Below are 25872 nucleotides of genomic sequence, written 5' to 3'. Positions count from 1 at the left end.
TCAGGACGCCTTGGCCCACTCGTCGTCGAGGGAGGCCAGCACCTGGTCGACGGTCTTGTTGCCGGTGATGAGGTCCTGGGCGCCCGCCCGCCACTTGTCGACCACGCCGGGTAGCATGCCGTCGTCGCCGGCCTCCCAGCTGAACGCCTGGGTGACGGTGTTGCTCTTCACGCCCTCCTGGTAGAGGTCGTAGCCGAGCTTGAAGACCGCGCCGGTGTCGGCCGGGGGCGTGTATCCCTTGATCGCGGGGTAGAGCCCGTCGTTGTGGACGGAGGCGTCCAGGTTGGTCTGGTCGAGCGTGTACGCCAGCGCGAACTTCTTGGCCTCGGGCAGGTTCTTGGCCGTGGCGCTCACCGACAGGCCGCCGCCGGTGAAGGCGGGCACGACCACGCCGCCGTCGTCGGTCGGCCAGTTGAACGCGCCGATCTCCCATGAGGGCTTGCGCTTGGGGTCGTCGCCCGCCGCGGCGAACCAGTTGCCCATGGGATACATCGCGCCCTTGCCGTCGAGGAAGGCCTGCTCGGTCGCCGCGTAGTCGCGCGAGACGTCCTTCTTGTCGATGTAGCCCTGCTTGGCGAGCTCGGCGAACTTCTCGGTGGCCTTCTTGAAGTCCGGGTCGGTGAACTTCACGCTCCCGGCCCGCCGCTTGGCCATCCAGTCGGGGGTCTTGGCGTACACGTCGGTGGCGATCGTGGCCGTCCAGGCGAGCGTGGAGGCGAAGGGGTCCTTGCCGCCGCCGATCACGAACGGCGTGATGCCCTTCGCCTTGAGCTTGGCGGCGGCGTCGAGCAGCTCGGCGTAGGTCTTCGGCGGAGCGCTGATCCCCGCCTTGGCGAACAGGTCCTTGTTGTAGTAGACGACCGGGATCGTCTGGGTGTTGGTGGGCAGCTGGTAGATCTTGCCCTGGACCGCGCCGTTGTTCGGGAAGTCGAAGTCCTTCAGCTCGTCGGGGGTGAAGGCGGCCATGGCGCCGCTCTCGGCGAACCCGGCGGGGGAGACCGCGATCATCACGTCGGGGAACTGGCCGGAGGCGAGGAGCTGCTTGGCGTAGGACACCCGGTCCTCACTCGGGGCGACCAGCTTCTTCACCGAGATGTCGGGGTACTTGTCGGTCACCCGCTTGATCGCCGCGTCCCACACCTGGGGCGTCAGGTTCGGGGTCTCGAAGACCAGGAAGCTGATCTCCTTCTTGGCCGTGCCGCCGCTCGACTGCGGGGCCTGCTGGTCGCCGACGCTGCACGCGCCGGCCACCATGGTCGTGACGAGAGCCGTCAGTAAAGCTTTGTGCTTCATGACGATGTGCCTTCCGATGAGTGATGAGGGGTGTTTTCTGACGCCGCTGGACGCGGCGAAGCGGTCCCCGACGTTGAGCGGGCAGTTCTGAGCGCGAGCACGGTGTCGTGCGGGTCCCAGGTCGTGATCCCGCTGATGGTGAGACGGCCGTCCGACTGCTCGAACGGCATGCTCCGACCGGTGCGCAGGTCGCGCACCTCGATGACGTGCCGGCTGTCGTCACGGACACGGACCGTGTCGTCGGCCGGCCGGCCGATCACATGGATGTAGCGCCGGTCCGGATCGTCCCCGCGCACGGTGACCTCGGTGGCGGGGCCGGGCCGTACGTCGGCGGGGGAGGGGCGGCGACCGCCTTCGGTCCCGCCGAGCGACTCCCAGATGCCCTCCAGGTAGGACGCCGCGAAGTCGCAGAACGCCTCCTGGTTCGGCGTGAACCGGCCGCCGTGCCGCGACCCGAACCCGAGCAGCGACCTGGTGGAGGAGCCGGCGTTGGCGACGATCCGCCTGACGACCCGGTCGTGGTCGACCTCGGGATCCGAGCCGTCGTACCACCAGCCGCCGGCGACGGTGAAGGCGGATTCGGCCACGCGCGGAAGCGGCCCGTCCGCGGCGAGGCCGGGAACGACCACGTCCATGGCCGTGTCCCCGGGCGGTATGTCCGGATCGTTGCAGGCCAGGATCCAGCCGGGCCGTTCCGCCCGGATCCGGTCGTAGAGGCCGCTCCGCCTCCAGTGGGCGTTCTCCTTGTCGATCCAGAACCCCGCCAGATCCGGATGACGCCGCATGACCTCGGCGAAGTTGTCGGCGGCGAACTCCCCGAATCCGTCGCGGGTGGTCAGGTCCACGGGCCTGCCCTTGTACGCGGAGTAGGCCGCCGAGTCGAGGGACCCGAGGCCGTCCTCGTCGTGCCACTTGGGGTCGTCGGTCATGTAGAGCAGGACTCTAAGGCCCCGGGATGCGGCCGCCGCGACGAGCTCCCCCAGGAAGTCCCGCCGGGTGGCGGGGCTGCCGGGGATCTCCGACGGCCACGCGCGGACGTAGCCCAGCCGGCTGTGGAACGACGCGAGCACCACGTAGCCGGCGTGCAGCTGGACGGCCCGGTCGATCCAGTGGTCCGCGGTCCACCCGTCGGCCGTGACCCGGTCCTCCCAGGCCCGGACGTCCGTGAACGGAGGCGAGGTGCGCATGCCCCAATGGAGGAACAGGCCGATCACGTCGTCCCTCAGCCACGCCTGGCGGCTGAGGGCCAGAGCGGCGAGGTCGGCGCCGGAGGCCTGGACGAGCTCATTCCGCCGGATCACGACACTCCCTCGTTACCGCTCACGTGAGCGCTCACGGAGAGACATTCTTCCAACAGACCGCGAATGTCAAGAGTGAGTGATCAGGCAGAGGCCCGCACGACCAGTTGCGGTTCGATAACGGCCTCGGGGATCTCGTCCTCGCTCATGCCGCCGAGCAGCAGCGCCGCCTGTTCGACGGCGATCTCGCCCAGTCGGCGCTTGTCGATGTGGAGCGTGGTCAGCGGAGGCTCCACGAGTTCGCCGATGCTCAGTCCGTCGAAGCCGAGGAACGCGCAGTCCTCCGGCACGCGCAGGCCGAGCGCGCGGGCCCGCAACTGGGCGCCGATGGCGATCAGGTCGTTGTAGGCGAACACCGCCGTGACGTCCCGGTGCGCCGACAGCAGCCGCTCCATCGCCGCCGCGCCGCCGTCGATCGAGTTGTGCGCGGGCTGGATCCAGTCGACGTCGACCGGAATCCCGTGCTCGCCCATCACCTTGAGGTACAGCTCGCGCCGGGTGTTCTGCGCCTCGGCCGACAGGTACGCCTCGTCGTCCAGCATCGCGATCCGGCGGTGTCCCCGGTCGATCAGGTACTCCAGGCCCCGCCGTGCCCCGCCCTCGAAGTCGATCCGCACGCCGGGCACCGCGGGGGCCCTGCCGCCCTTGTCCAGCAGCACGAACGGGAGGTTGCCGGCCGTCGCCTTGGCGATCGCCTCGTGATGGAGCAGGAAGGCCACGCCCGCGTCCACCTGGTCGAAGAGCATGTCGACGACTTCCAGTTCCTTGCGGCGTTCCGAGCCGGTGTTGTAGACGACGACCTGCCAGCCGCGGCGTTCTGCGGCCTCCAGCACGCCCGCCGTCACCTCGGGGAAGAACGGGTTCAGCACGTCGGCGATGACCAGTCCGACGGTGATCAGATCCTGGCGGACCAGGCCCCGGGCGAACCGGCTCGGCCGGTAGCCCATCGCCTGGGCCGCGTCGAGGACCCGCCGGCGGGTCTCGGGATCTATCTCGGACTTGTTGTTGATCGCCCGGGACACGGTCTGGCGGGAGACTCCGGTCGCCTGCGCCACCTGGTCGATGGTGACCCGAGGTTTTCTGTTGGTCGGCACGTTGGGACTGTAACCTCCCTGGACGCCTTCGGCGTATCGGGCGGCTCACAGGGATGAGATCTGAAAGGCCGCGTGACCTCACACATCCGATGTATGCGTGGTCATCTCCGCGAGTTCTCGCCCCGCCTGACCGTTGACAGTCGCCTCGTTTGTGTGGGATCACAGTCCACAGATCCAATCTTTGCGATCCGAAAAGCTTGCCGTGAGCGCTCACGGCGGCCAGCCGGGTCGCACGCGCCGACGCGGATCCCGGAGATGGTGAAGGTCGTCGGCAAAGCCCCCGTGAGCGCTCACGGGGGCGACACAAGACAGTCGAGATCGCAGGCTCGAAGGAGTTCCTCATGGTCAACGCCTTATCCGGCGACGGCGATCGGATGACGAGACGAAGGCGGCGCACGGTCGCGGTGGCTGTCGCCGCGATGGTCGCCCTCGTCCTGAACATGATCACGGTCGGTCCCGCCCGCGCGGATCTCCAGAATCCGCGTCAGGAGTTCCTCCGCAGTTCGGTCGGGGGACTGTTCCTGCACTGGGGCGAGCGCACCGCGCCGCAGCACACCGACTGCGCCCAGTGGGAGGCCGACGTCACCAACGGCGGCTGGACCCCCGACTACTGGCTCGACGAGGCGCAGAAGCTGCACACGCAGTACATCGTGCTCGCCACGTTCCACAGCCGCCTCGGCTACGCGCGGCCGTGGCCGTCCGCCATCCCGGGCAGCTGCAGCACCAAGCGCGACTTCCTCGGTGAACTGGTCGACGCGGCCAAGCCGCGGGGCATGAAGGTCATCCTGTACATGACCGACGACCCGCAGTGGCACACGCAGGGCCTCACGTCCGGAAGCTGGCTCGACTCGGCGGCGTACTCCGCATACAAGGGGCACGACGTCGACATCACCACCCGTGACGGCTTCGGCGAGTTCAGCTACGACAACTTCTTCGAGGTCATGAAGCGCTACCCCGACCTCGGCGGGTTCTGGATCGACAACGACAACGCGTACTGGGAGCGGAACCACCTGTACGAGCAGATCCACCAGCTGCGGCCCAACTACACGCTCAGCAACAACAACGAAGACACTCCAGAAATGGACATGGTCAGCAACGAGCAGAAGACCGGCATGACGCCGTCGTACGACTACCCCCAGGCGGTCTACACGGCGCAGCCGCGGCTCACCGAGGCCGACTTCAAGCTCCCCACGACCGGCAACTGGTGGTACGACGGGGTCGACCCGTCCGTCGACTACCGGGTTTCGCTGGGCCGGCTGATCACCAACGTCGGATCTTCGGTCAAGGCGCTCATGGACGAGCAGGCCATGGTCAACGGCCACTTCCCGCCCAAGCAGGAGGCCTTCAACAACTTCGCCGACGACTACCTCGACCAGATCTGGGAGTCGCTGAACGGGGTCGAGGGCGGCGGATACATGTACGGCGGGCTCGAGCCGGGCGGCTGGAACGACGGCGCCCACGGCGTCACCACGATCAGCCGGACGGACCCGAACCTCCACTACATCCACGTGGTGACGCCGCCCACCGGGACCACCACCCTGAAGCTGGGCGACAACGGCTACAAGATCAAGAGTGTCACCAACCTGCGCACCGGCGCCGAGCTGAAGTTCTCCCAGTCGAACGGCACCCTCGCCATCACCGGAATCTCCGAATGGGATCCGTACGACACGGTCCTCAAGGTCACGTCGAACGGGCGTGCCAAGCCGTACCCCGGTGTCACGGTCACGGCGAGCGCGTCCGCGGCCGGCCACGACGCCACGGCCGCCGGTGACGGCGACTACCTGACGTACTGGGACAACAACAAGACGCTGCCGGTCTCGCTCGACTTCGATCTCGGTGACGTCGACCGGGCGCGGTACATCGGGCTCAACCAGCGTGAGGACTCCGTCAGCTACGCGCGGTCGGCGACCGAGCAGTCGGCCCGCATCCGCGACTACGAGGTGTACGCGAGCGACGACGGCGTCAACTGGGGCGCTCCCGTCAAGATCGGCACACTGCCCAGCCAGCGTGGCGTGCAGATCGTCGACCTGCCCCACACCACCGCCCGTCACGTCCGCCTGCGGGTGCTCAGCACCTACGCGGCTTCCACCGACACCACCAGGTACAAGCGGCTCCGCATCGACGAAGCGTGGGTCGGCAACCACTATGTCCGCCATGGGGAGCCGATCGCCGAGGACGGCGCCGGTGGCGGTGTCACGCTGCCGGTCACGATCGAGGCGGAGACCGGCGTGCTGAGCGGGTCCGCCAGGGCAGACGCCTGCCCGGGCTGCTCGGGCGGCGCGAAGGTGCGCTTCATCGGCAACAACACCGCCAACTACGCGACCTACAACGTCAACATGCCGGCCGCCGGTGACAGGCAGTTGACGATCGCCGGAGAGGTGAGCGGAACCCGGTCGTTCTCGGTGAGCGTCAACGGCGGGACGCCCGTTACGGCGACGCTCACAGGCACCACCTGGGACTCGCCCACCACGACGACCGTCACGGTGCCGATGAACGCCGGCATCAACACCCTGAAGTTCTACAACGACACCGCCAACGCCCCTGACCTGGACAGCATCACGATCAGCTGACCAGGCGGCCCGCCCGGAGTCCTCCCCTCCGGGCGGGCCGTTCTCAGCCGGCGTCCTCGGTGAGGCGGCGCCACTCGGCGCTCGCCGCGGCGGTCCACCTGGCGTGCTGCCGCCGGAACAGGCTCGCGGCCCGCGCGCCGCTCCAGCGTGCGGGCAGCAGTTCGCCGGGCAGTTCGGGATCGTCGGACGGGAACCTGCGCCAGGAGTGCACGAGCTCGGTCACCCGCACCAGCGGATCGCGGGACGGCCGTCGCGCGAACTCGGCGAGGAACCGCTCGTAGCTCCTCTCGACGGCGTCGAGATCCCACGCCTGCCTGACCATCCTCGCCAGTTCCCCCGCCCGGTGCTCCGCGTGGAAGATCTGGGCCTCGTCGAGCACGCCCGCCTCCTCGAGGACCCGTTCCGCCTCGGCCGCGCGGTCGCGATGGGTGCTGATCCACACACCGGGAGCGGGGCTGCCGAAGCCGGCCCAGCCGAGGCGGGTTCGCAGCAGGTGCCGCGTCGGCCGGTCGCTCTCCGGCACGCGCGCCAGGACGAGCAGCCAGCCGCCGTCCCATTCGCGCTGCATTCCCTGGAAGCCGTAGATGCGCTCGGCGCCGTCGGTGAGCAGCCGCTCCGCGTCCGGGCTCAGGGTCCACAGTGTGCGGCGGCCCACCCGCTCCGAGGTGAGCCAGCCGTCGGCCGCGGTGCGCATCAGCGCCTGCCTGCTCGCCTTCTCCTCGACGCCCAGCCGGCCGAGCACGTCGATGAACGCCGACGTCCACGCCGATCCGCCCGAAGGCAGGACGAACTCGCCGAGCACGGTGAACAACAGCCCTCGGGCGCTCTCCGCGCCGGCGGCGTGCCTGCGCGACACAGTGGGCGACACCGCGGGCGGCGCAATGGGCGGCGCGGTGGCCGTGCTGTCCGCGGTGATGCCGGCGCTTGTGCCGACGGTGGCGTCAGCCGTGGCGTCGGCCGTGGTCAGGGATGCCGGTGTCGACACTCGATCCTCTCCCGTCGTCCGACGCGACATTCTACGGGCGGCTGACCGCCTGCTGGAGATGTGTAGAAGTTCCCGTCAAAATGCTACAGGTGGTTGACGGATCACAAGATGCCTGTGGAGCATGAGCTGACGGTCGGCATGGTGACGGGAGAAGGATCCATGACCATCACGGCAGGGGCGTCCAGCGCGCCGGACGGCGTGCGGCCGGAGGGGGAAACCGGTCCGCGGACGGCGGTCGGCTTCCAGACGCACCCGTCGCGATATCGCCACTGGCGCCTGTCCGTCGAGGGGCCGGTCGCGACCCTCACCATGGACGTCGACGAGCAGGGCGGCCTCGTCCCCGGATACGAGCTGAAGCTGAACTCCTACGACCTGGGCGTGGACATCGAGCTGTACGACGCGGTGCAGCGGCTGCGGTTCGAGCACCCCGGGGTCCGCACGGTCGTGGTGACCAGCGGCAAGGAGAAGGTCTTCTGCGCGGGCGCGAACATCCGCATGCTCGCCGCCTCGCCGCACGCCTGGAAGGTGAACTTCTGCAAGTTCACCAACGAGACCCGCAACGCGATGGAGGACGCGAGCGCCAACTCGGGCCAGACCTACCTCGCCGCGCTGAACGGCACGGCCTCGGGCGGCGGCTACGAGCTCGCCCTGGCGTGCGAGCACATCATGCTGGTCGACGACCGCTCGTCGGCGGTCTCCCTGCCGGAGTTGCCGCTGCTCGGCGTCCTTCCGGGGACCGGCGGCCTGACCCGGGTGGTCGACAAGCGCCACGTGCGGCGCGACCTCGCGGACTACTTCTCCACCAGGTCCGAGGGGGTGGGCGGCAGGAAGGCCGTGCAGTGGAGGCTCGTCGACGAAGTGGTGCCCAGGCCCAGATGGGACGAGACGGTCGCGGAACGGGCGGCCGCGTTCGCACGGACGTCGGGCCGTCCGGAGGACGCGCCCGGCGTCGTGCTCACCCCGCTGGGCCGGACGCGGACCGGCGACCGGATCTCCTACCGCCACGTGACGGCCGTCCTCGACCGAGCGCGCGGCTGCGCGGAGATCACCGTGCTCGGACCGGACGCCGAACCGCCGCGGACCGTCGCCGGGATCCACGAGCAGGGCGCGGACTTCTGGACGCTCGCCGTCACACGGGAGCTCGACGACCTCATCCTCGATCTGCGCACCAACGAGACCGAGCTGGGCACCTGGGTCGTCCGCACGAAGGGCGACCCCGCGCTGGTCCTCGCGTACGATGCCCTGCTGCTCGACCACGCGGGCGACTGGCTGGTCAACGAGATCGTGCTGTACCTCAAGCGCACGCTCAAACGGCTGGACGTGACCAGCCGCAGCCTCATCGCGCTGATCGAGCCGGGCAGTTGCTTCGCCGGCTCGCTCCTGGAGCCGGCGCTGGCGGCCGACCGCTCCTACCAGTTGTCCGGCGTCTTCGAGGACGCGGACCCCGGCGCGGACCCCGACGCGGACCCCGCCACGGTCGGCGTCGGGCCGATGAACCTGGGGCCGCTGCCCATGGGCAACGGCCTGACCCGCCTCGGCACGAGGTTCTGGGGAGACGCCGGCGCGCTCGCCGCGGCCACGGCGAGCGCGGGGGAGGCGCTGGAGGCGGAGGACGCCGAGCGGCTCGGGCTGGTCACGTTCGCCCCCGACGACATCGACTGGGCGGACGAGGTGCGCATGGCGATCGAGGAGCGGGCCAGCTTCAGCCCGGACGCGCTCACCGGCCTGGAGGCCAACTACCGCTTCGCCGGTCCCGAGACGATCGAGACCAAGATCTTCGGCCGTCTCGCCGCGTGGCAGAACTGGATCTTCTACCGCCCCAACGCCTCCGGCCCCGACGGCGCGCTGCGCAAGTTCGGCACCGGGCAGCGCGCCGACTTCGACAAGAAGCGAGTGTGACGCCGTTGACGACCCCCGCCGACTATTCCGAGAAGATCCCCAACAACGTCGACCTGCACGAGGACCGCCGGCTGCAGCGCGCCCTCGAGTCCTGGCAGCCCAACTTCCTCACCTGGTGGGAGTCGATGGGGCCCACCCTCCCCACCGAGGACGTCTACCTGCGCACGGCCGTGAACGTCGGCCGCGAGGGCTGGGCGCACTTCGGGCACGTCGCGATGAGGGACTACCGCTGGGGCATCTTCCTCGCCGAACGCGACCGCGACCGCCGCGTCGCCTTCGGACAGCACCGGGGCGAGCCGGTGTGGCAGAAGGTGCCGGGGGAGTACCGCGCCGACCTGCGGCGCCTGATCGTCATCCAGGGGGACACCGAACCGGCCTCCGTAGAGCAGCAGCGCAACCTCGGCGCCACCGCGCCCAGCCTCTACGACATGCGCAACCTGTTCCAGGTCAACGTCGAGGAGGGCCGTCACCTGTGGGCGATGGTCTACCTGCTGCACGCGTACTTCGGCCGGGAGGGCCGTGAGGAGGCCGAGGAGTTGCTGCACCGCAACTCCGGCAGCGAGGAGTCCCCCCGCATCCTCGGGGCGTTCAACGAGGAGACCCCGGACTGGCTGTCGTTCTTCATGTTCACCTACTTCACCGACCGGGACGGGAAGTACCAGCTCGGCACCCTCAAGGAGAGCGCGTTCGATCCGCTGTCGCGCACGTGCGAGTTCATGCTCAAGGAGGAGTCGCACCACATGTTCGTCGGGACGACCGGCATCGACCGCGTCGTCGAGCGGACCGCGCAGCTCATGCTGGAGCACGACACCGACGACGTCGGCGGCCTCGGCGGCATCCCGCTGAACGTGATCCAGAAGTACCTGAACTTCCACTACTCGGTGTCGCTCGACCTGTTCGGGTCGGAGACCTCGACCAACGTGGCCAACTACTTCACCGCCGGACTGAAGGGGCGCTGGTCGGAGGAGCGCCGCCGGGACGACCACCGCCTGACCGACGACTCGATGATGGTGGACGCGGTCGTCGACGGCCGGATCGGCCAGACCGAGGTGTCGGCGCTCGTCGGGCTGAACAGCGACCTGCGCCGCGAGTACATCCGCGACTGCCAGAACGGCGTCAACCGGTGGAACAGGATCCTGGAGGAAGCCGGGCTGCCGCAGCGGCTCCACCTGCCGCACACCGCGTTCAACCGGCGGGTCGGCGCGTTCTCCGGCATCGAGGTCACCCCCGAGGGAGAGCTGCTCCCGGTCGAGGAGTGGGAGCGGCGTAAGGGCGCCTGGCTGCCCACCGACCTCGACAAGACCCACGTCCGTTCGCTGATGCGGCCGGTGCACGAGCGGGGGAAGATCGCGGCCTGGATCGCGCCGCCACGTCAGGGCATCAACGGCAAGCCGTTCGACTACGACTACGTCCACCTCGCCTGAAGCCGGACGGTGTGCAATGACCGATCTGTTCAACGCCTGCACGTACCTGCTCGACCGGCACATCGACCGGGGGGACGGCGAGCGCCTGGCGCTGACCGGTGCGCAGGGAGACGTCAGCTACGCCCAGCTGCACGACCGCGTCCGGCGCACCGCCGCCGGGCTGCGCGCCATCGGCCTGCTGCCCGAGCAGCGGCTGCTGATGTTCATGGCGGACTCGCCCGACTTCGTCGTGGTGTTCCTCGCCGCCATGCGCATCGGCGCCGTGCCGGTGCCGGTCTCCACGATGTCGCACGCCGACGGCCTGACCGAGTTGCTCCGCGACTCGCGGGCGCGGTTACTGGCGTTTTCGCCCGAATACGCCGAGGTCGCCGTGGCGGCCGCCGCTGACGCCCCAGAACTGACCGGAATGCTCGTCCGGGAGGGCGGCTCCGTCCGTGAGGCCGAGGCCGGCGTTCCTGTCCACTTCCTCGGCGACCTCCCGGACGACGGTTCCGGCGACGTGGTCTACCCGACCAGCGCGGACTCGCCGGCCTTCTGGCTCTACACGTCCGGCACCACGGGGACGCCGAAGGCCGCGATGCACCGGCACGGATCGATCCGCGTGGTGTGCGAGACCTACGGCGGCCAGGTCCTCGGCATCCGCCCCGGCGACCGGTGCCTGTCGGCCGCCAAGGCGTTCTTCGCGTACGGGCTGGGGAACTCGGTGCTCTTCCCCCTGGCGGTGGGCGCGTCCGCGATCCTCGAAGGCGCGCCCTCACGGCCCGACACACTGGCCGGACGCGCCCGCGAGTACGGCGCGACGTTGTTCTTCGCCGGGCCGACGTTCTTCGCGAACATGTTGCGCGCGGGCCTGCCGCCGGACGCGTTGGGCGGGGTCCGGCTGTGCGCCTCGGCGGGCGAGGCCCTGCCCGCCGCCCTCTACCAGCGGTGGACCTCGCACTTCGGCGTCGACATCCTGGACGGCATCGGCATGACCGAGATGTTGCACATCTTCCTGTCCAACCGCGCGGGCGGCGTACGAGCGGGCACGACGGGCGTCGCGGTGCCCGGCTACGACCTGCGCATCCTCGACGACGAGGGGCGGGAAGCGCCCGTGGGCACCCCGGGGACACTGTTCGTCCGCGGCGAGTCCACCGCCACCGGATACTGGTCGCGCTACGCGGCCTCCCGGCAGGTCTTCCAGGGCGAATGGCTGCGCACCGGCGACACCTACGTCCGGGACGCCGACGGCTACTACACCTGCCTCGGCCGTACCGGGGACATGCTCAAGGCGAGCGGCATCTGGGTCTCGCCCGCCGAGGTCGAGAACCGGCTGCTCGCGCACGAGGCGGTCGCCCAGGCCGTCGTCGTCGCCGCGCGTGACGGCGACGGCCTGGAGAAGCCCGTCGCGTACGTCGTGCTGAGCGAGGGCCGCTCGGCCGGTGAGAGCGAGCTGGTCGAGTTCTGCCGCGCGGGCCTGCCGTCATTCAAACGCCCACGCAAGATCATCTTCGTCGACGGTTATCCCACCACGGCCACCGGCAAGATCCGCCGCGTCGAGTTGCGCGCCATGGCCGCCGAGGTGCTGCTCGACCCGGCCGAGGAGGTCACGCTGTCGTGAACGTCACAGGAACGCGCCCGGGCGGCGCGTGCGAGGTGCGCTGATGCTCGACGGCCGGCCACTCGTGGACGTCCACCTGCACGCCGCCCGGCTGCCCACCCTGAAGCCGGCGTGGCGGCAGTGGGCGCACGACTTCGGCGGGACGCCGGTGCTGGAGCGCGTGTACGACGCGGAGGGCACCGTCGACCCCGTACGGTTCGACGCGTACCTCGAGGAAGAAGGGGTCGACATCGCCCTGGTGCTGGCGGAGTACAGCCCGAAGGTCACCGGGATTCAGCCGATCGAGGACCTGCTGCCGCTGACCGAGCACAATCCCGGCCGCGTGCGGGCGATCGCGAACGTCAACCCGCATCTCCACTATCCCGTGGAGGAGGAACTGCAGCGCCAGATCGAGCTGGGGGCCGTCGCGCTCAAGATCCACCCGGTGCACGCGGGCGTCGCAGCCAACGACCGGTCGCTGTATCCCGCCTATGAGCTGTGCCAGTCCGCCGGCATCCCGCTCGTCGTCCACTGCGGCACGAGCATCTTCCCCGGCTCGTCCAATTCGTTCGCCGACCCGATCCATCTGGACGACGTGCTGCGTGACTTCCGGCGGTTGAACATCGCGCTCGCGCACGGCGGCCGCGGCTGGTGGTACGACGCTGCGGCGTTCATGGCCCTGTCCAACGAGCGGGTCTGGATCGAGTTGTCCGGCCTGCCCCCGTCCCGGCTGCGGGAGTACTACGCGAGGCACAACTGGGACCGTCTCGTCCGCCGGATGATCTTCGGCACTGACTGGCCCGGCATCCCCGGGATCGCGAAGAACGCCCGGGCGATCGCCGCGCTGTGCCCCGACGAGGAGACCGCGGGCCTCGTCCTCGCCGGAAACGCAATCCGCGTCTACAATCTCAAACCCCCCGACCTTTCCGCGTGATCATGCAGATGGCCAGTCCCTCAGACGTGCGCACGCCCGTCTCTGCGTGCACGGTGAAGACGGCCCGTAGCTCAGGCTCTTCCCGCATGATGCGCTCCGCGGGGGTGAAGGTGTCACTGTCCAGCGGCGGACTGAGTGTCGGGCCGTAACATCGCCCGCATGCTTAAGCTCTTCGGACTAACCGGACGTAACGTCTTCCTGGCCGTTGGCACGGGGGCACTCATCCTTGGAGGCCTCTTCTCCTTCGACCTTGGCACCCAACGTGTGGGCAATATCCTCCTTCAGATCGCCTGGATCGCCATGCTTGGCGCGGTGGCCTGTGCAGTCTCCGAGCACCATAAGAAGGAGTAAATGCTCCCGCCGGAAGGCCAGAGGCGGTGAAGCAGCTTGATCAGACCTTCGGCCCGAGCGACCCTTGATCGTCCCCGAGGCGGCTGCCGAAGCGGGGGACGCCAGGCGGCAAACTCCTGTCGTGATCATGCGCGGATTCGAGGGAATGCGCGCTGATCAGCGGTGGCGCTTGTCGTGATCATGCAGGCCGCGCCGCTTGCATGGGGGCACGGGCCGGCCCGTTGGTGACACCGGGCCGGCGGCCCGATGGGTCAGTGCCCGTGGCCCGAGTGGCCGTTGTCGTGGTGGTCGTCCTTGCCGTCATGCCCGTTGCCGTGCCCGCTGTTGTGCCCGTTGTCGTGGCCGTGGTCGTCGCGGCCGTGGTGCCAGTCGCGGGAGAAGTCCCGCTTGTTCAGATCGTGCTGCCGGGCGTAGGAGGTCGAGACGGCCTTCCACTTGCCGCCGGTCCAGCGGTAGAACTTGTGTCCGTCGAAGCGGTAGCGCACACCGTGGCTGTAGCTGTACCAGTCGCCGTGGCCGTTGTAGCGGTACCACCACCGCGTGCCGTCCCAGCGCTGGGTGTTGCTGTTGTGCCGCACCGTCTGATGGCTCGCAGAGACGGTGGCGTGGCTGACGCTTTCGACCGTGGCCGCCGAGGCCGCCCCGCTCGTGGCGAAGACGACCCCTCCTGTGATCGCCAAGGTAGCCGCCGCTGTCGCGAGGCGCCGAGTGATCTTGCTCATGGTCTTTCCCCCTTGGTGAGCACGCGGGTCCGGTGGTTCCAGACGTTGCACGTGCTCCGTGTTACGCCTGTGTTAACCGGGCACACCCTGGGCTGATTCCAATTCATCCCATGATGTGATGATCATCACGAATGAGCGGTTTTTACCTTTATGGGGGAATTTGATCGTTGGCCGGATCGGGGCCGGGTCGATCGGCATGATCTTGACATCGCCGACAAATCTCCGGCGACTTTTTCGTTGATCAGCTCACCTGCCCGGCCTGGTGCGTACTGGCAGCGTTGTACGGGGAGCACCCGCGGAGGCGTCTCCCGGCACGGAAGGAGTCGTCGATGGGAGACGGAATGACGGCGGGCGCATCGGTCACCGGGCTCGGCGCCACCACGCCGCTGGGCGGGGACGTGGCCTCCACATGGGGCGGCATGCTGGACGGGCGTTCCGGCATCACCCTGGTGGAGGAGGACTGGGCGCAGGACCTGCCCGTCCGCATCGCCGGGCGGATGCGGGTCGACCCCGCCGAGGTGCTGGGCCGGGTGCCCGCCCGGCGGCTGGACCGGTGCCAGCAGGCCGCGCTCGTCGCCGCGCGGGAGGCATGGGCGGACGCCGGGGCCCCCGAGGTCGAGCCGGAGCGCCTGGCCGTCGTGATCGGCACGGGCGTCGGCGGGGTGCTGACCACGCTCGCCCAGGACGACCTCATGGAGGAATCGGGCCCGCGGAAGGTCTCGCCGTACACGGTGCCGATGCTGATGCCCAACGGCCCCGCGGCCGTGGTCAGCATCGAGTTCGGCGCCCGGGGAGGCGCCCACACCCCGGTGAGCGCCTGCGCCTCCGGGGCGGAGGCGATCGCCATGGGCCTGGACCTCATCCGCCTGGGCCGCGCGGACGTGGTGATCGCGGGTGGCGCGGAGGCGTGCGTGCACCCGCTCACCCTCGCCGGGTTCGCCCAGGCCAGGGCCTTGTCCAGGCGGAACGACGCTCCCGAGGAGGCCTCCCGCCCGTTCGACGCCAGGCGCGACGGATTCGTCCTCGGCGAGGGGGCGGCCCTGGTGGTCCTCGAACGCGAGGACTTCGCCGCCGCCCGCGGAGCCCGCGTGCACGCCACGCTGGCGGGCGCGGGCACCACGTCCGACGCCCACCACATCACCGCCGCGGACGCGGCCGGTCAGGTGCGCGCCATGCGACTGGCCCTGGAGTCGGCGGGACTCGACCCGATCGATATCGGGCATGTGAACGCCCATGCCACGTCGACCCCGACCGGCGACCTGACGGAGACCCGCTCGATCACCGAGGCGCTGGGCACCCATCCCGCGGTCACCGCCACCAAGTCGATGACCGGGCACATGTGCGGGGCGGCGGGCGCCATGGGCGCGGTGGCCGCGATCCTCGCCGTCCGCGACGGAGCGATCCCGGCGGTCCGGAACCTGGCCGACCTCGACCCCGAGATCAAGCTCGACATCGTCATCGGGAAGCCGCGTCAGGGCCGGTGGAAGGCGGCCATGGTCAATTCCTTCGGCTTCGGCGGCCACAACGCGTCCCTCGCCTTCACCGGATGATCATTCTGGCGGCCATGCCGGAATGAGCTTCATGAGCGTCACGTTCTTTGCATGGCGGACATCACGGAATCCCTCGGAGGCATGGGAATGGCGCACGTCAGAGAGCTCTACCTCACGGCGGCCGAATCGGCGGCGAAGCTGCTCGCCGCCCCGGAGGTGGCCGCCGCCTGGCGGGAGCCGAGTGCCCTGCCCAAGCTCAGCGTCCACGGGCTCGCCGGCCATCTGGCGGGGCAGATCTTCGCCCTGCCGAAGGTGCTGGGCGAGCCCGTCCCCATCGAGGAGACCATCCCGATCCACGACTATTACGCGCGCGCGAGCTGGATCGGATCCGACCTCGACGACCCGTTCAACGTGAACATCAGAACGGGCGGTGAGAAGGACGCCACCGGAGGCCCCGCTGCGCTGGCGGACCGGGCCGGCGCCGCCGTACGGGACCTGCGGACCACGCTGCCGGCCGCGCCTTCGCGGCCGGTACGGCGTCCGACCTGGGGACCCTGGTCGCTCACTCTGGACGACTTCGTGACGAGCCGGCTGCTGGAGATCGTCATCCACTCCGACGACCTGGCCTACAGCGTGGGGGTGCCCACACCCGCGCTGCCCGGCGAGGCCGTCGAGACCGTCGTCGACCTGCTGGCGCGGATCGCGATGCGACGGCACGGCGCGACCGGCGTGGTGCGCGCGCTCAGCCGCGCGGAGCGGGCGCCCGCCTCGATCTCCGCGCTCTGACGGCCTTCGGCCGGTGGGCTCAGCAGGAGCCCGGCACCGACACGATGGGGTCGTACGGGCGGGGTGCCCTGGCTGGTGCGTCAGGTGGCAGGTTCAGGCAGAAGGTCTTCCCGTCGGCCAGCGTAAGAGAAACGAAGTCGGGATCGGCGGGGAACGTCACCGTGGCGCCGGGCTCGACTGAGGCGGCCACCTGTCCGGCGACCGTGCGCGGTTTCCGGGCCTCCTTGAAACTCAGCTGCAGGATTTTCTCCGTGATGATGTTGGCCTTCAGCATGTCGGCACCGGTGTCTTCCGGGGCCGACGGTGAGGGAGACGGATGAGTGATTCGGCGCTGATCGGCTTCCTGGTGGTGAACGAAGGCCGCCAGACCACCGGTCAGAGCGAAGACCACCAGCGCGCTTGCCACCCAGCTCATCCGTGCGGCGGAGTAGGCGGCATCGCTCGGCTCAACGGCGTCCGGATTGCGGTAGCGCCACGCGGTGAACGACCACCAGTTCTTCTTCGGGTCGATCAGGGCGGCCAGCAACATGGCGACTCCGAGGGTTGCTCCTGCTGCTACCAGCACCCCGGTATCGAAGTCCCCCCCCGGAAAGCCGCCAGGGGGGACATAAGCCACGATCTTCGGCTGCATGATCGGACACTACCTCCGGCCGTCCGGTTCCGGTCACGGAGCAGGCAGGGGCGGACGGTGCGTGGCAGCGGTGGGCTGATCCGGCAGGTCCGTGGGTGGTGCATCAGTACGGGGACCGGCGCCCGCGACGTGGTTCTCCGCCTTGACCTCGCGCGTTCGCCTACAGTGTCGACCCCGCATCGAGACGGCTGGGAGGATGGTGTCGAGATCCTCGGCGACGCCGACCTCCTCGACTGGTGGCTGAAGCGGGTCGGGTTCGGGTCCTAGGGACTGACCGGCCGGACACGCTGATCCAGTGCCTGCACCCACTTGACCGCGACCGCGGCGACCTGGATCAGCTCGGCGCGCAGTCGTTCGGGATCGTCCTCGGCGAACGCCTCCATGACCTCCTCGTACAGGATGTCCCGCCAGGTCGGCAGGCCGCGGGCCGCCGCGTCCTCCACCGCCTGCCTGGCCCGGTCGGCCTCGGGCAGGCCCTGCGGCCCGGTGCCGTCGGGAAGCTCCTGCACACCCCATATGGCGTCCTGCGCCACGCGTTCCGCGGTCACGTCCGCCAGCACTCGGGCCAGCGATCCGGTGGCGCCGAAGTCTCCGGGCTGGGTCATCCGCTGATTCCCTTCACAGGTGGGCACACAGGTCTGCCGCACCGGGCCGCCGTTGAGGACGCGCACCGGCGCATGTCAATGAAACCCTGCGGCGCCCGGCGGCGGTGGCTGATCCGGGAGGGCGGTGGGTACGGCATCCGGATGGAGGGGGACCCATGAACGACGTCGCAGAGCTCACTCAGCTGGTCCTGCACGAGCGCCAGGCACGCGACCGCGGGTGGTGGGACCGCATGAACGCGTGCTTCCATCCGGACTCGACCGTGCGCCTGAGCTGGTTCACGGGCAGCGGACCGGAATTCGTGTCCGGATCACGGGAGATGAGCGGCCGGGGTCTCAAGTTCACCCATCGGCTCTGCCCTCCGGTGGTCCGGCAGCACGGGGACCGCGCCGTCATCGAGATGCCCGCCGCGATCGAGACGCGCACCGACGTCGACGGGGTCCAGGCGGATCTGACCGCGTTCGCACGGCTCCTCTACCGGGCCGCGCGCCGCTCCGGTTCCTGGGGCATCGTGTCGCTGGACGCCGTCTACGAGCGGGACGTGCTCGTTCCCGCGCTCCCGGGCACGCGGCTCGACCTCGATCCGGCCGCCTTCACCGCGTACCGCCCCAGCTACCGCGTCCTGGCGTACCTGTTCGACCGGCTCGGGTACGGCGTCGCCGACGATCTCTACGGCGACGACGCACCCGGTGCGGTCGAGGAGCTCTACCGCTCGGTGTTCGCCTGGGCAGAGGGCTGATCCGCGACACGGGCGGACGGCGTGCGGGCCGTCTCCCTGAGGACGGCGAGGAGGTCCGCGGGTGTGTCGACGACCGAGATGACCTCCGGTGCGGTGAACTCACCCGGCTGGCCGAACCCCCAGCGGACGGCGACGGTCCGCACCTGGCACTCCGCGGCGCCCGCGACGTCCTCACGGCGGTCGCCGACCATGACGGTCGCCTCGGGCGGGGCGCCGAGCACGTCGAGCGCATGGCGGATGACATCGGCCTTGTACCGCCGGGACCCGTCGAGGGTCGCCCCGGCCACGTAGGTGAAGAAGCCCCCGAGCCCAAAGTGTTCCACGATCTTCTCGGCGAAGACCGCCGGCTTGGACGTCGCGACGGCCAACGTCCAGCCGTCCGCCACGAGGGCCTCAAGGACGGCGGGGATGCCGGGGATGACCTCGTTCTCGTACATCCCGATGTCGGCATACCGTTCCCGGTAGGCCGCCACCGCGGCGTCGACGTCCCGCACTCCCAGCCTGGTGAACCCGTCCCACAGCGGGGGGCCGATGAGGGAGCGGAGGGTCGCGTGGTCCACGTCGTACACCCCCACCGCGGAAAGTCCGTGCCGCATGGACCGGACGATTCCGGTTTCGGGGTCCGTCAGTGTGCCGTCGAGGTCGAAAAGGCAGTGCCGGGAAGGTGCCATCTGCGGCCGTCCGCTCCTTCGGTCGTCGTGCATCGAGTGCCGGGCGGTGGCCCGGCCTACGCGGTGAGGATACGGAGCGGCCGGTCGCCGGCCTGCACCGTCCAGCCGTCCGGATGCCGCTCCAGCACGGTGCCGGGGGAGGAGGGCCGGTCGGCGGGGACGCCGTACGCGTTCACGACCGTCTCCTCACTGCCGTCGAGGCGGATCCGCGCCTGCGGTGCGGTGACGTTCAGCGCGGCGACCCTGCGGCGGATCGTGGCGACCGGTTCCGTGAGGTCGATCAGGCGCTCGGCGTCGGTGTAGAAGGGCGCCTCCGACGCCTTCGAGGGGTCCTGCGGGATGCCGGGATCGCCGGCGACGGCGCGGGCCGCGCCCTCCTCGAGGCATTCGGCCAGCATCTCGGTCCACAGCCGCCCCAGCGCCGGGCCGTCGAGGTCGTCCGGCAGAGGGCGCTCGCGGCGGCTCAGGACGGCGCCGGTGTCGAAGTCCCGCTCGGTCCGGTGGAGGGCGGCCCCGACCGTGGTGGCGCCTTCGTAGATCAGGCGTCCCGGGTTGGGCCCGCGCCCGGCGGGCAGCGGCGACGGGTGCAGGTTGAACGCTCCGTACTTGGGGACGCCGAGGATCTCGGCGGGGATCAGGCGGGGGAACGCGGCGGAAATCACCAGGTCGGGTTGCAGGGAGTCGATCACCGGGGCGGCGATCGTGCGCAGTTGCCCGGTGACGAGGACGTTGGCGTCCCGCGGGAGATCGAGGACGAACGGCGTCGCATTCTTGTCGTAGCGCTGGTTGGCGCCGGTCGGCGGCGTCACCACCAGGACGATCTCGTGGCCGTGTCGTTCCGCCCAGTCGGCGACAAGGCGATAACCCGGCAAATATGCATGCATCGCAACAATGCGGAGTTTTGGTGCATTCACACGCAAAGTCTGTCACAGCACTCACTGCTCGACGGGTCGTCCGCAACCGCTGAGACGCACCTCACCTCGCCGCCCGGGTTCGAGGCGGAGGTGGTCCTCGACGACCGGAGGCGACCTGCGCGTCGATGCCGGACACGCCGCGGAACAAAATCGTTTGTCCCCGAAGACCGCCGTCTGTTGTACTCACCGTGACAGCCGATCAACCAAGGAGGCGAAATGCGCGCAGCGTGCATGTCCATTCAGCAGGCGAACTCCACCTATCCAAAGGACATGACGCTACGTGAGAACGCTGAACTTGGGGATTTTGGCGCATGTAGACGCTGGTAAGACCAGCCTCACCGAGCGGCTGCTGCATGCCGCCGGTGTCATCGACGAGATCGGCAGCGTCGATGACGGCAACACCCAGACCGATTCCCTCGCGCTGGAACGGCAGCGCGGAATCACGATCAAGTCCGCCGTGGTCTCCTTCGTCATCGGGGACGTCACGGTCAACCTGATCGACACGCCGGGTCACCCGGATTTCATCGCCGAGGTCGAACGCGTCCTGAACGTGCTCGACGGCGCCGTGCTGGTGATCTCCGCCGTCGAGGGCGTGCAGGCGCAGACCCGCGTGCTGATGCGGACGCTGCGGCGGCTGCGCATCCCCACCCTGATCTTCGTCAACAAGATCGACCGCGGGGGCGCGCGGGACGCGCACGTCCTGCGCGTCATCGCCGAGACGCTGACGCCGTCCGTCGTCTCGATGGGGTCGGCGTACGGCCTCGGCACGCGCGACGCCGGCTTCACCGAGTACGGCCCGGCCGACGGCGCCTTCACCACGGCGCTGGCCGACGTCCTCGCCGGGAACGACGACGCGATCCTTGCCGCGTACGTCGGCGAGGCGGCCCCGGTCCCGTACGGCATGCTCCGCGCCGAACTCGTGGCGCAGACTGGGCGGGCGCTGGTGCACCCGGTGTTCTTCGGCTCGGCGATCACGGGCGCCGGGGTGGACGCGCTGATCTCCGGGCTCACCGAACTGCTTCCCGCCGGGGAGGGCGACGCCCGCGGTCCCGTCTCCGGCACGGTGTTCAAGGTCGAGCGGGGTCCGGCCGGAGAGAAGATCGCCTACGTTCGCATGTTCTCCGGAACCCTCCGGACACGCGACCGGCTGCGTCTGCGCGACGACGAGCGGAAGGTCACCGCGATCCGCGTCTTCGACCACGGGTCCGCCGTGCCCCGCGGGTCGGTCGCCGCCGGGCAGATCGGGCAGCTGTGGGGTCTCGCCGACGTCCGGATCGGTGACGCGATCGGCGTGCCGAGTACGGCCACGCTGGACCACCATTTCGCGCCGCCCACTCTGGAGACGGCCGTCGTCCCGCGCCGCTCCGGAGAGAAGGAGGCGCTGCACACCGCGCTCGCGCAGCTCGCCGAGCAGGATCCGCTGATCAACCTGCGGCAGGACGACACCAGGCAGGAGCTGTTCCTGTCCCTCTACGGAGAGGTGCAGAAGGAGGTCATCCAGCAGACGCTGGCGGCCGACTACGCCGTCGACGTCGACTTCCGCGAGACGACCATGATCTGCGTCGAGCGGCCGGTGGGCACCGGCACGTCCGTCGAGGTCGTCGGCAGGGCGTCCAACCCGTTCCTCGCCACCGTCGGGCTGCGCGTCGACCCGGCCGCTCCGGGCTCCGGCGTGCGGTTCGGGCTGGACGTCAAGCTCGAGTCGGTCCCGCTGTACGTGTACAAGGCCGTCGAGGAGTTCCGTACGGCGCTCGAGAAGACGGTGCGGGACACGTTGCGCCAGGGACTGCACGGATGGCAGGTCGTCGACTGCGCGGTGACGCTGACGCAGTCCGGCTACGTCTCCCCGGAGACCACCGCCAGGGACTTCCGCCTGCTGACCCCGCTGGTGCTCATGAGCGCCCTGAAGCAGGCCGGCACCGTCGTGTGCGAGCCGATCCACCGCTTCCACCTCGAGGTCCCGGCCGACACGGTCGGCGCGATCGCTCCCGCCCTGGCCCGGTCGCGCGCCGTGCCGCGGGTGACGGAGACGCGGGGCCCGATGTGCACGCTCGACGGGGACATCCCGGCCGGCCGGGTGCACGACCTGCACCGGCGGCTACGTGGGCTCACCCACGGGGAGGGGGTGATGGAGTCCGTCTTCGACCACTACGCACCGGTCCGCGGCCCGGCCCCGGTCCGGCGGAGGACGGACAACAACCCGCTCAGCCGCGAGGAATACCTGCTGCACATCAGGCGGCGGGTCTAGCCATGACGATTCCCACCCACCGGGCGACGACCCGGAGTTCCGTCCTGCGCCACCTTCGCCCGGGGCCTCGCGGGGCCGCCGCCCTCGCCGTGTCCGTCGTCGCCACGACGGTGCTGCCGCTGCTCGCGCCTCCCCTCACCGGCCACTTCGTCGACGACGCGATCGGCGGGGCGAGCACCCGTCATCTCGTGCTGATCGCCGCGGGCTACCTCGCGCTCGCGCTCGCCGGGCAGCTCGCCCGGATGCTCACCGCCTGGCTCGCGAGCCGGCTCGCCTGGGACGGCACGAACCGTCTGCGGGAGACGCTGGCGGGGCACGCCCTCGGCCTCGACATGGCCTACCACGGCAGGCGCACGCCCGGCGAGATGATCGAGCGGGTCGACGGGGACGTGGTCGCCGTCGCCGAGTTCGTGGTCGCCTTCCTGCTGGACGTCGTCGCCGGAGTCCTGCTGCTCGCAGGCGTGCTCGTCATCGTGTCCGCCGTCGATCCGCGCATCGGCGGCTTCCTGCTGGTCTACTGCGTGCTGACCGGCTACGCCATGGCCCGGGCGCAGCGGCTGGCCGTACCCTCCGCGGCCCGGGCGCGCGCGGCCGGCGCGGCCTTGTTCGGCGGCCTCGAGGAACGGCTGGCCGGCGCGGAGGACATCCGGGCCAACGGCGCGGGCGAGCACGCCGTGTACCGCCTCTACCAGGGCAGTTCCGCCTGGTACCGGGCGAACTACCGGAGCGGTCAGATCGGGGTCGGCCTCCTCGCCGGCACATGGGTGGCGTTCGCGGCCGGCACGGCGATCGCGCTCGGCCTCGCCGCGTGGGCCCAGCGATCCGGGGCCATCACGGTCGGCACCGCCGTGCTGCTGTTCCAGTACACGTTGATGGTCCGCGCGCCTTTCGAGCGGCTGATCGACCAGCTGAGGCAGTACCAGGCGGCCCTGGCCGGCGTGACGCGCATCGGCGACCTGCTCGCCGAGCGGCGCACGCTGCCCGCGCCCGCGGACCCCCGGCCGCTGCCGGTCACCGGGCCGCTGGAGCTGTCCCTCGAAGGTGTCGGCTTCGCGTACCCCGACGACGGCGAACAGGTGTTGTCGGACGTGACCCTCAGCCTGGCGCCGGGGGAGACGCTCGGCTTGGTGGGCCGTACGGGCAGCGGCAAGACCAGTGTCGCGCGGCTGGTGCTGCGGCTCTACGACCCGACCGAGGGAGCCGTTCGGGTCGGCGGGGTCGACCTGCGCGACGCCGACCCCTCCTCGGTCCGCAGCAGGATCTGCGCCGTCACGCAGGACGTGCAGGTCTTCGCGGCCGGCGTCCGGGACAACCTGACGCTTTTCCGCCCGCCACCCGACGATTCCGTGCTGCGCGACGTTCTCGTCGACGTCGGTCTCGGCGACTGGCTGGCGTCCCTGCCCGACGGACTCGACACCGTGCTCGGGGGCGTCTCGGGAACCGGCGTCTCGGCCGGTGAGGCGCAGTTGCTCGCGCTCGCCCGGGCGTTCCTCGCCGATCCCGGGCTCGTCGTGATGGACGAGGCGTCCAGCCGCTTGGACCCGGCCACCGAGCGGCGGATCGAGCGGAGCGTCGACCGGCTCCTGAGGGGCCGTACCGGCGTGCTCATCGCGCACCGGCTCTCCTCACTGTCCCGCGTTGACAAGATCGCCGTCATCGACGGCGGAAGGGTCGTCGAGTACGGCCGCCGCGAGAACCTCGCGGCGGACCCGACGAGCAGGTTCGCCCGCATGCTGGACATGGCGGGAGTGAGCCGATGAAGCCCGTGTCGCTGGTGGTCGCCCGCCTCGTGCGCAACGACCTGCGCCGCTATCTCGTGGGCGGCCTGCTGTGGCTGCCGGTCAGTGTCATTCCGCTCGGGAGCGGGCTGTTGCTGCAGCAGATCTTCGATCGGATCGGCGGGCAGCGCGTGGCGGGCCTGGACCAGATCCTCTGGTTGTGCGCGGCGTTCGTGGGCGTCGAGGTCGTCCGCGGTCTGATCATGTACGTCGCGAACCTGTACGGAGGCTACTGGTGGGACGCCATGGCGACCCTCCTGCGGGCCAACGTCCTGCGCTCGCTCCTGACGGCGCCTGGACCCGCCGCGGGGCGGCAGCCGCACTCGCCGGGCGAGTCCGTCGCGCGCCTCCGGGACGACGTGAGCGACCTGGTCGAGCTCGTCGACGAAAGCGTGCCGCTCGCCGGGACGTTCCTCTTCAGCGGAGCCGCACTGGCGATCATGGCGACGGTCGATCCCGTCATCACCCTGGTGCTGGTCGTGCCCATGATCGTGGTGGGCGTGCTGAGCCGGCTGATGAGCGAGGTGGTCCGGCGGCTTCACAGCCGTGCCCGGGGACTCGGCGCGGCCGTCACGGCGTACATCGGCGAGACCTTCGCCGGCGTACTGGCGATCAAGACCGCGGGCGCCGAGGACGCGGTGCTCGAGCGACTGCGCGAGCACAACAGGGAAAGGCGGGACGCCGCCGTGAAGGACCGGCTCGCGTCCGACCTGCTCGAGACCTCGACGAGCGCGACCGTCGAGATCAGCACCGGTCTCGTCCTGCTGCTCGCCGCACCCGCGATGCGCCGGGGCGACTTCACGGTGGGCGACCTCGCGCTGTTCACCAGCTACGTCGGCTGGCTCACGGCGTTGCCGCGCATCGTCGGCCGGGTGCTCTTCCGGCTCCCGCAGGCCGCGGTGTCGACGGAGCGGCTCACGCGGCTGATGGCGCCCCACGAAGACGCCGGCCACCTGTCCAGGAACAGCGGCGTCTGGTTCCACCGGGAACCGCTCTCTCCGCCGGGGTCCGTGCCGGACCACGGCGACCCGCTCGAGGTCGTCGAGGCACGCGGGCTGAGCGTCCGCCACGACGGGAGCGGCCGCGGCGTGCACGGGATCGACCTGCTGATCCGCCGGGGGTCGTTCACCGTCGTCACCGGAGCCGTCGGATCGGGCAAGACGACTCTGGTGCGGGCGCTGCTCGGCCTCGCGCGGGCCGACGAGGGCGCCGTCTTCTGGAACGGCCGGCTCGTCGCCGACCCGGGGACGTTCCTGGTGCCGGGCCGAGCGGCGTACGCGAGCCAGGTCCCGCGGCTGTTCTCGGAATCGCTCCGGGAGAACCTGCTCCTCGGCCGGTCCGGAGACGACGCCGACCTCGCCCGCGCGCTGGAGTCGGCGGCGTTCGAGGAGGGTCTGGCCGAGATGGCGGACGGCCTGGACACGATCGTCGGCCCCCGTGGCGTCCGGCTGTCCGGAGGCCAGGCGCAGCGGGCGACCGCCGCGCGGGCGCTGGTCCGGATGCCTGACCTGCTGGTCGTCGACGATCTGTCGTCCGCTCTCGACGTGGAGACGGAGAAGCTGCTGTGGGACCGGATCGCCGGCGCAGCCCGCGACGGGCGCGGCCCCGCGACATTGCTGGTGGTGTCGCACCGGCAGGCGGCGCTCGAACGGGCCGACCAGATCGTCGTGCTCGATCGCGGCAGGGTCGCCGGCCGGGGCACGCTCGGCGATCTGCTCGAGAACTGCCCGGAGATGCGGCGGCTGTGGCACGAGGAGCGCGTCGTCGAAGCCGAAGAGCGGTCCGAACGCCCGGCGCGGCCAGGCGGCTGACCCTCCCGCCGACTCGCACGAGCGAGCGCGGCCGCACCGCGGCGGTCGCGCT

21 protein-coding genes are annotated in these 25872 nt (G+C 70.2%); 12 read left to right on the top strand and 9 right to left on the bottom strand.

Annotated elements, in window-relative coordinates:
• The 3 genes from Pph01_RS07085 to Pph01_RS07075 all read right to left on the bottom strand — a co-directional run bounded on the left by Pph01_RS07085 (position 1) and on the right by Pph01_RS07075 (position 3685).
• Positions 1 to 1293 (bottom strand): ABC transporter substrate-binding protein, encoded by a 1293-nt coding sequence (locus Pph01_RS07085; RefSeq protein ID WP_204072142.1) that lies wholly within the window; start codon positions 1291 to 1293, stop codon positions 1 to 3.
• Positions 1290 to 2594: an alpha-L-fucosidase gene (locus tag Pph01_RS07080; RefSeq protein WP_204072141.1), complete on the bottom strand. Its 1305-nt coding sequence runs from the start codon at positions 2592 to 2594 to the stop codon at positions 1290 to 1292. The genes Pph01_RS07085 and Pph01_RS07080 overlap by 4 nt, the downstream gene beginning before the upstream one ends.
• 80 nt (positions 2595 to 2674) lie before the next feature.
• Positions 2675 to 3685: a LacI family DNA-binding transcriptional regulator gene (locus Pph01_RS07075; RefSeq protein ID WP_204072140.1), complete on the bottom strand. Its 1011-nt coding sequence runs from the start codon at positions 3683 to 3685 to the stop codon at positions 2675 to 2677.
• 341 nt (positions 3686 to 4026) lie between these two features.
• On the opposite strand from Pph01_RS07075, the gene Pph01_RS07070 reads away from it, so the two are divergent.
• On the top strand, positions 4027 to 6255 hold the full coding sequence (locus tag Pph01_RS07070; protein WP_204072139.1) for a discoidin domain-containing protein: 2229 nt from the start codon (positions 4027 to 4029) through the stop codon (positions 6253 to 6255).
• A gap of 43 nt (positions 6256 to 6298) precedes the next feature.
• Here Pph01_RS07070 and Pph01_RS07065 read toward each other — a convergent pair whose 3' ends face one another.
• Positions 6299 to 7240 carry a PaaX family transcriptional regulator gene (locus Pph01_RS07065; RefSeq protein ID WP_239116494.1) on the bottom strand — a complete coding sequence of 314 codons (942 nt, stop codon included), beginning with the start codon at positions 7238 to 7240 and terminating at the stop codon, positions 6299 to 6301.
• Positions 7241 to 7399: 159 nt separating this feature from the next.
• Here Pph01_RS07065 and boxC point away from each other — a divergent pair, with 159 nt between their 5' ends.
• The 5 genes from boxC (at position 7400) to Pph01_RS07040 (ending at position 13427) form a co-directional block, all read left to right on the top strand.
• On the top strand, positions 7400 to 9139 hold the full coding sequence (gene boxC, locus Pph01_RS07060) for a 2,3-epoxybenzoyl-CoA dihydrolase (protein WP_204072137.1): 1740 nt from the start codon (positions 7400 to 7402) through the stop codon (positions 9137 to 9139).
• Complete coding sequence (gene boxB, locus Pph01_RS07055; RefSeq protein ID WP_239116493.1) at positions 9136 to 10563, top strand: benzoyl-CoA 2,3-epoxidase subunit BoxB; 1428 nt, start codon at positions 9136 to 9138, stop codon at positions 10561 to 10563. Before boxC ends, boxB begins: the two co-directional genes overlap by 4 nt.
• 16 nt (positions 10564 to 10579) lie before the next feature.
• A complete protein-coding gene (locus Pph01_RS07050; RefSeq protein ID WP_204072136.1) occupies positions 10580 to 12163 on the top strand; it encodes a benzoate-CoA ligase family protein in 1584 nt (527 codons plus the stop codon).
• Positions 12164 to 12206: 43 nt separating this feature from the next.
• On the top strand, positions 12207 to 13076 hold the full coding sequence (locus Pph01_RS07045; RefSeq protein ID WP_204072135.1) for an amidohydrolase family protein: 870 nt from the start codon (positions 12207 to 12209) through the stop codon (positions 13074 to 13076).
• Between the two features lie 159 nt (positions 13077 to 13235).
• Complete coding sequence (locus Pph01_RS07040) at positions 13236 to 13427, top strand: hypothetical protein (RefSeq protein WP_204072134.1); 192 nt, start codon at positions 13236 to 13238, stop codon at positions 13425 to 13427.
• 251 nt (positions 13428 to 13678) lie between these two features.
• On the opposite strand, the gene Pph01_RS07035 is transcribed toward Pph01_RS07040, so the two are convergent.
• Entirely contained in the window at positions 13679 to 14149 is a 471-nt protein-coding gene (locus tag Pph01_RS07035) for a hypothetical protein (RefSeq protein WP_204072133.1), read from the bottom strand.
• Between the two features lie 329 nt (positions 14150 to 14478).
• Between Pph01_RS07035 and Pph01_RS07030 the strand changes: the two genes are divergently transcribed.
• Positions 14479 to 15699: a beta-ketoacyl-[acyl-carrier-protein] synthase family protein gene (locus Pph01_RS07030; protein WP_239116492.1), complete on the top strand. Its 1221-nt coding sequence runs from the start codon at positions 14479 to 14481 to the stop codon at positions 15697 to 15699.
• A 51-nt stretch (positions 15700 to 15750) separates the two neighbouring features.
• Entirely contained in the window at positions 15751 to 16425 is a 675-nt protein-coding gene (locus Pph01_RS07025; RefSeq protein ID WP_239116491.1) for a maleylpyruvate isomerase N-terminal domain-containing protein, read from the top strand.
• 19 nt (positions 16426 to 16444) lie between these two features.
• On the opposite strand, the gene Pph01_RS07020 is transcribed toward Pph01_RS07025, so the two are convergent.
• Entirely contained in the window at positions 16445 to 17056 is a 612-nt protein-coding gene (locus tag Pph01_RS07020; RefSeq protein WP_204072132.1) for a DUF6199 family natural product biosynthesis protein, read from the bottom strand.
• A gap of 263 nt (positions 17057 to 17319) precedes the next feature.
• Positions 17320 to 17661, bottom strand: coding sequence for a hypothetical protein (locus Pph01_RS07015; RefSeq protein ID WP_204072131.1), 342 nt, complete (start codon positions 17659 to 17661; stop codon positions 17320 to 17322).
• 155 nt (positions 17662 to 17816) lie between these two features.
• Between Pph01_RS07015 and Pph01_RS07010 the strand changes: the two genes are divergently transcribed.
• On the top strand, positions 17817 to 18398 hold the full coding sequence (locus Pph01_RS07010; protein WP_204072130.1) for a nuclear transport factor 2 family protein: 582 nt from the start codon (positions 17817 to 17819) through the stop codon (positions 18396 to 18398).
• On the opposite strand, the gene Pph01_RS07005 is transcribed toward Pph01_RS07010, so the two are convergent.
• Both Pph01_RS07005 and Pph01_RS07000 read right to left on the bottom strand, forming a co-directional pair.
• A complete protein-coding gene (locus Pph01_RS07005; RefSeq protein WP_204072129.1) occupies positions 18365 to 19069 on the bottom strand; it encodes an HAD hydrolase-like protein in 705 nt (234 codons plus the stop codon). The two genes, Pph01_RS07010 and Pph01_RS07005, sit on opposite strands and share 34 nt — an antisense overlap.
• Positions 19070 to 19125: 56 nt before the next feature.
• Complete coding sequence (locus Pph01_RS07000; RefSeq protein ID WP_204072128.1) at positions 19126 to 19953, bottom strand: methionyl-tRNA formyltransferase; 828 nt, start codon at positions 19951 to 19953, stop codon at positions 19126 to 19128.
• 310 nt (positions 19954 to 20263) lie between these two features.
• Here Pph01_RS07000 and Pph01_RS06995 point away from each other — a divergent pair, with 310 nt between their 5' ends.
• Genes Pph01_RS06995 through Pph01_RS06985 form a run of 3 tightly spaced genes read left to right on the top strand, consistent with a single transcriptional unit; the run spans position 20264 to position 25820 of the window.
• Positions 20264 to 22231, top strand: coding sequence for an elongation factor G (locus Pph01_RS06995; RefSeq protein ID WP_204072127.1), 1968 nt, complete (start codon positions 20264 to 20266; stop codon positions 22229 to 22231).
• Between the two features lie 2 nt (positions 22232 to 22233).
• The gene (locus tag Pph01_RS06990) at positions 22234 to 23991 is read left to right on the top strand and encodes an ABC transporter ATP-binding protein (protein WP_204072126.1); all 1758 of its coding nucleotides are present in this window, start codon (positions 22234 to 22236) and stop codon (positions 23989 to 23991) included.
• Positions 23988 to 25820, top strand: coding sequence for an ABC transporter ATP-binding protein (locus Pph01_RS06985; protein ID WP_204072125.1), 1833 nt, complete (start codon positions 23988 to 23990; stop codon positions 25818 to 25820). The genes Pph01_RS06990 and Pph01_RS06985 overlap by 4 nt, the downstream gene beginning before the upstream one ends.
• The last annotated feature ends 52 nt before the right edge of the window (positions 25821 to 25872 follow it).

This window comes from Planotetraspora phitsanulokensis (assembly GCF_016863295.1).
Lineage (GTDB): Bacteria > Actinomycetota > Actinomycetes > Streptosporangiales > Streptosporangiaceae > Planotetraspora > Planotetraspora phitsanulokensis.
Note: the sequence above shows the minus strand (reverse complement) of the source record. Positions and strands in the feature narration are given on the sequence as shown.

Excerpts from the sequence above, each read along its gene's own strand:
- Pph01_RS07085 (WP_204072142.1), bottom strand. The coding sequence starts at position 1,293 with ATGAAGCACAAAGCTTTACTGACGGCTCTCGTCACGACCATGGTGGCC.
- Pph01_RS07070 (WP_204072139.1), top strand. The coding sequence starts at position 4,027 with ATGGTCAACGCCTTATCCGGCGACGGCGATCGGATGACGAGACGAAGG.
- boxC (WP_204072137.1), top strand. The coding sequence starts at position 7,400 with ATGACCATCACGGCAGGGGCGTCCAGCGCGCCGGACGGCGTGCGGCCG.
- Pph01_RS07050 (WP_204072136.1), top strand. The coding sequence starts at position 10,580 with ATGACCGATCTGTTCAACGCCTGCACGTACCTGCTCGACCGGCACATC.
- Pph01_RS07045 (WP_204072135.1), top strand. The coding sequence starts at position 12,207 with ATGCTCGACGGCCGGCCACTCGTGGACGTCCACCTGCACGCCGCCCGG.
- Pph01_RS07040 (WP_204072134.1), top strand. The coding sequence starts at position 13,236 with ATGCTTAAGCTCTTCGGACTAACCGGACGTAACGTCTTCCTGGCCGTT.
- Pph01_RS07035 (WP_204072133.1), bottom strand. The coding sequence starts at position 14,149 with ATGAGCAAGATCACTCGGCGCCTCGCGACAGCGGCGGCTACCTTGGCG.
- Pph01_RS07030 (WP_239116492.1), top strand. The coding sequence starts at position 14,479 with ATGGGAGACGGAATGACGGCGGGCGCATCGGTCACCGGGCTCGGCGCC.
- Pph01_RS07025 (WP_239116491.1), top strand. The coding sequence starts at position 15,751 with ATGGCGGACATCACGGAATCCCTCGGAGGCATGGGAATGGCGCACGTC.
- Pph01_RS07020 (WP_204072132.1), bottom strand. The coding sequence starts at position 17,056 with ATGCAGCCGAAGATCGTGGCTTATGTCCCCCCTGGCGGCTTTCCGGGG.
- Pph01_RS07015 (WP_204072131.1), bottom strand. The coding sequence starts at position 17,661 with ATGACCCAGCCCGGAGACTTCGGCGCCACCGGATCGCTGGCCCGAGTG.
- Pph01_RS07010 (WP_204072130.1), top strand. The coding sequence starts at position 17,817 with ATGAACGACGTCGCAGAGCTCACTCAGCTGGTCCTGCACGAGCGCCAG.
- Pph01_RS07005 (WP_204072129.1), bottom strand. The coding sequence starts at position 19,069 with ATGGCACCTTCCCGGCACTGCCTTTTCGACCTCGACGGCACACTGACG.
- Pph01_RS07000 (WP_204072128.1), bottom strand. The coding sequence starts at position 19,953 with ATGCATGCATATTTGCCGGGTTATCGCCTTGTCGCCGACTGGGCGGAA.
- Pph01_RS06990 (WP_204072126.1), top strand. The coding sequence starts at position 22,234 with ATGACGATTCCCACCCACCGGGCGACGACCCGGAGTTCCGTCCTGCGC.
- Pph01_RS06985 (WP_204072125.1), top strand. The coding sequence starts at position 23,988 with ATGAAGCCCGTGTCGCTGGTGGTCGCCCGCCTCGTGCGCAACGACCTG.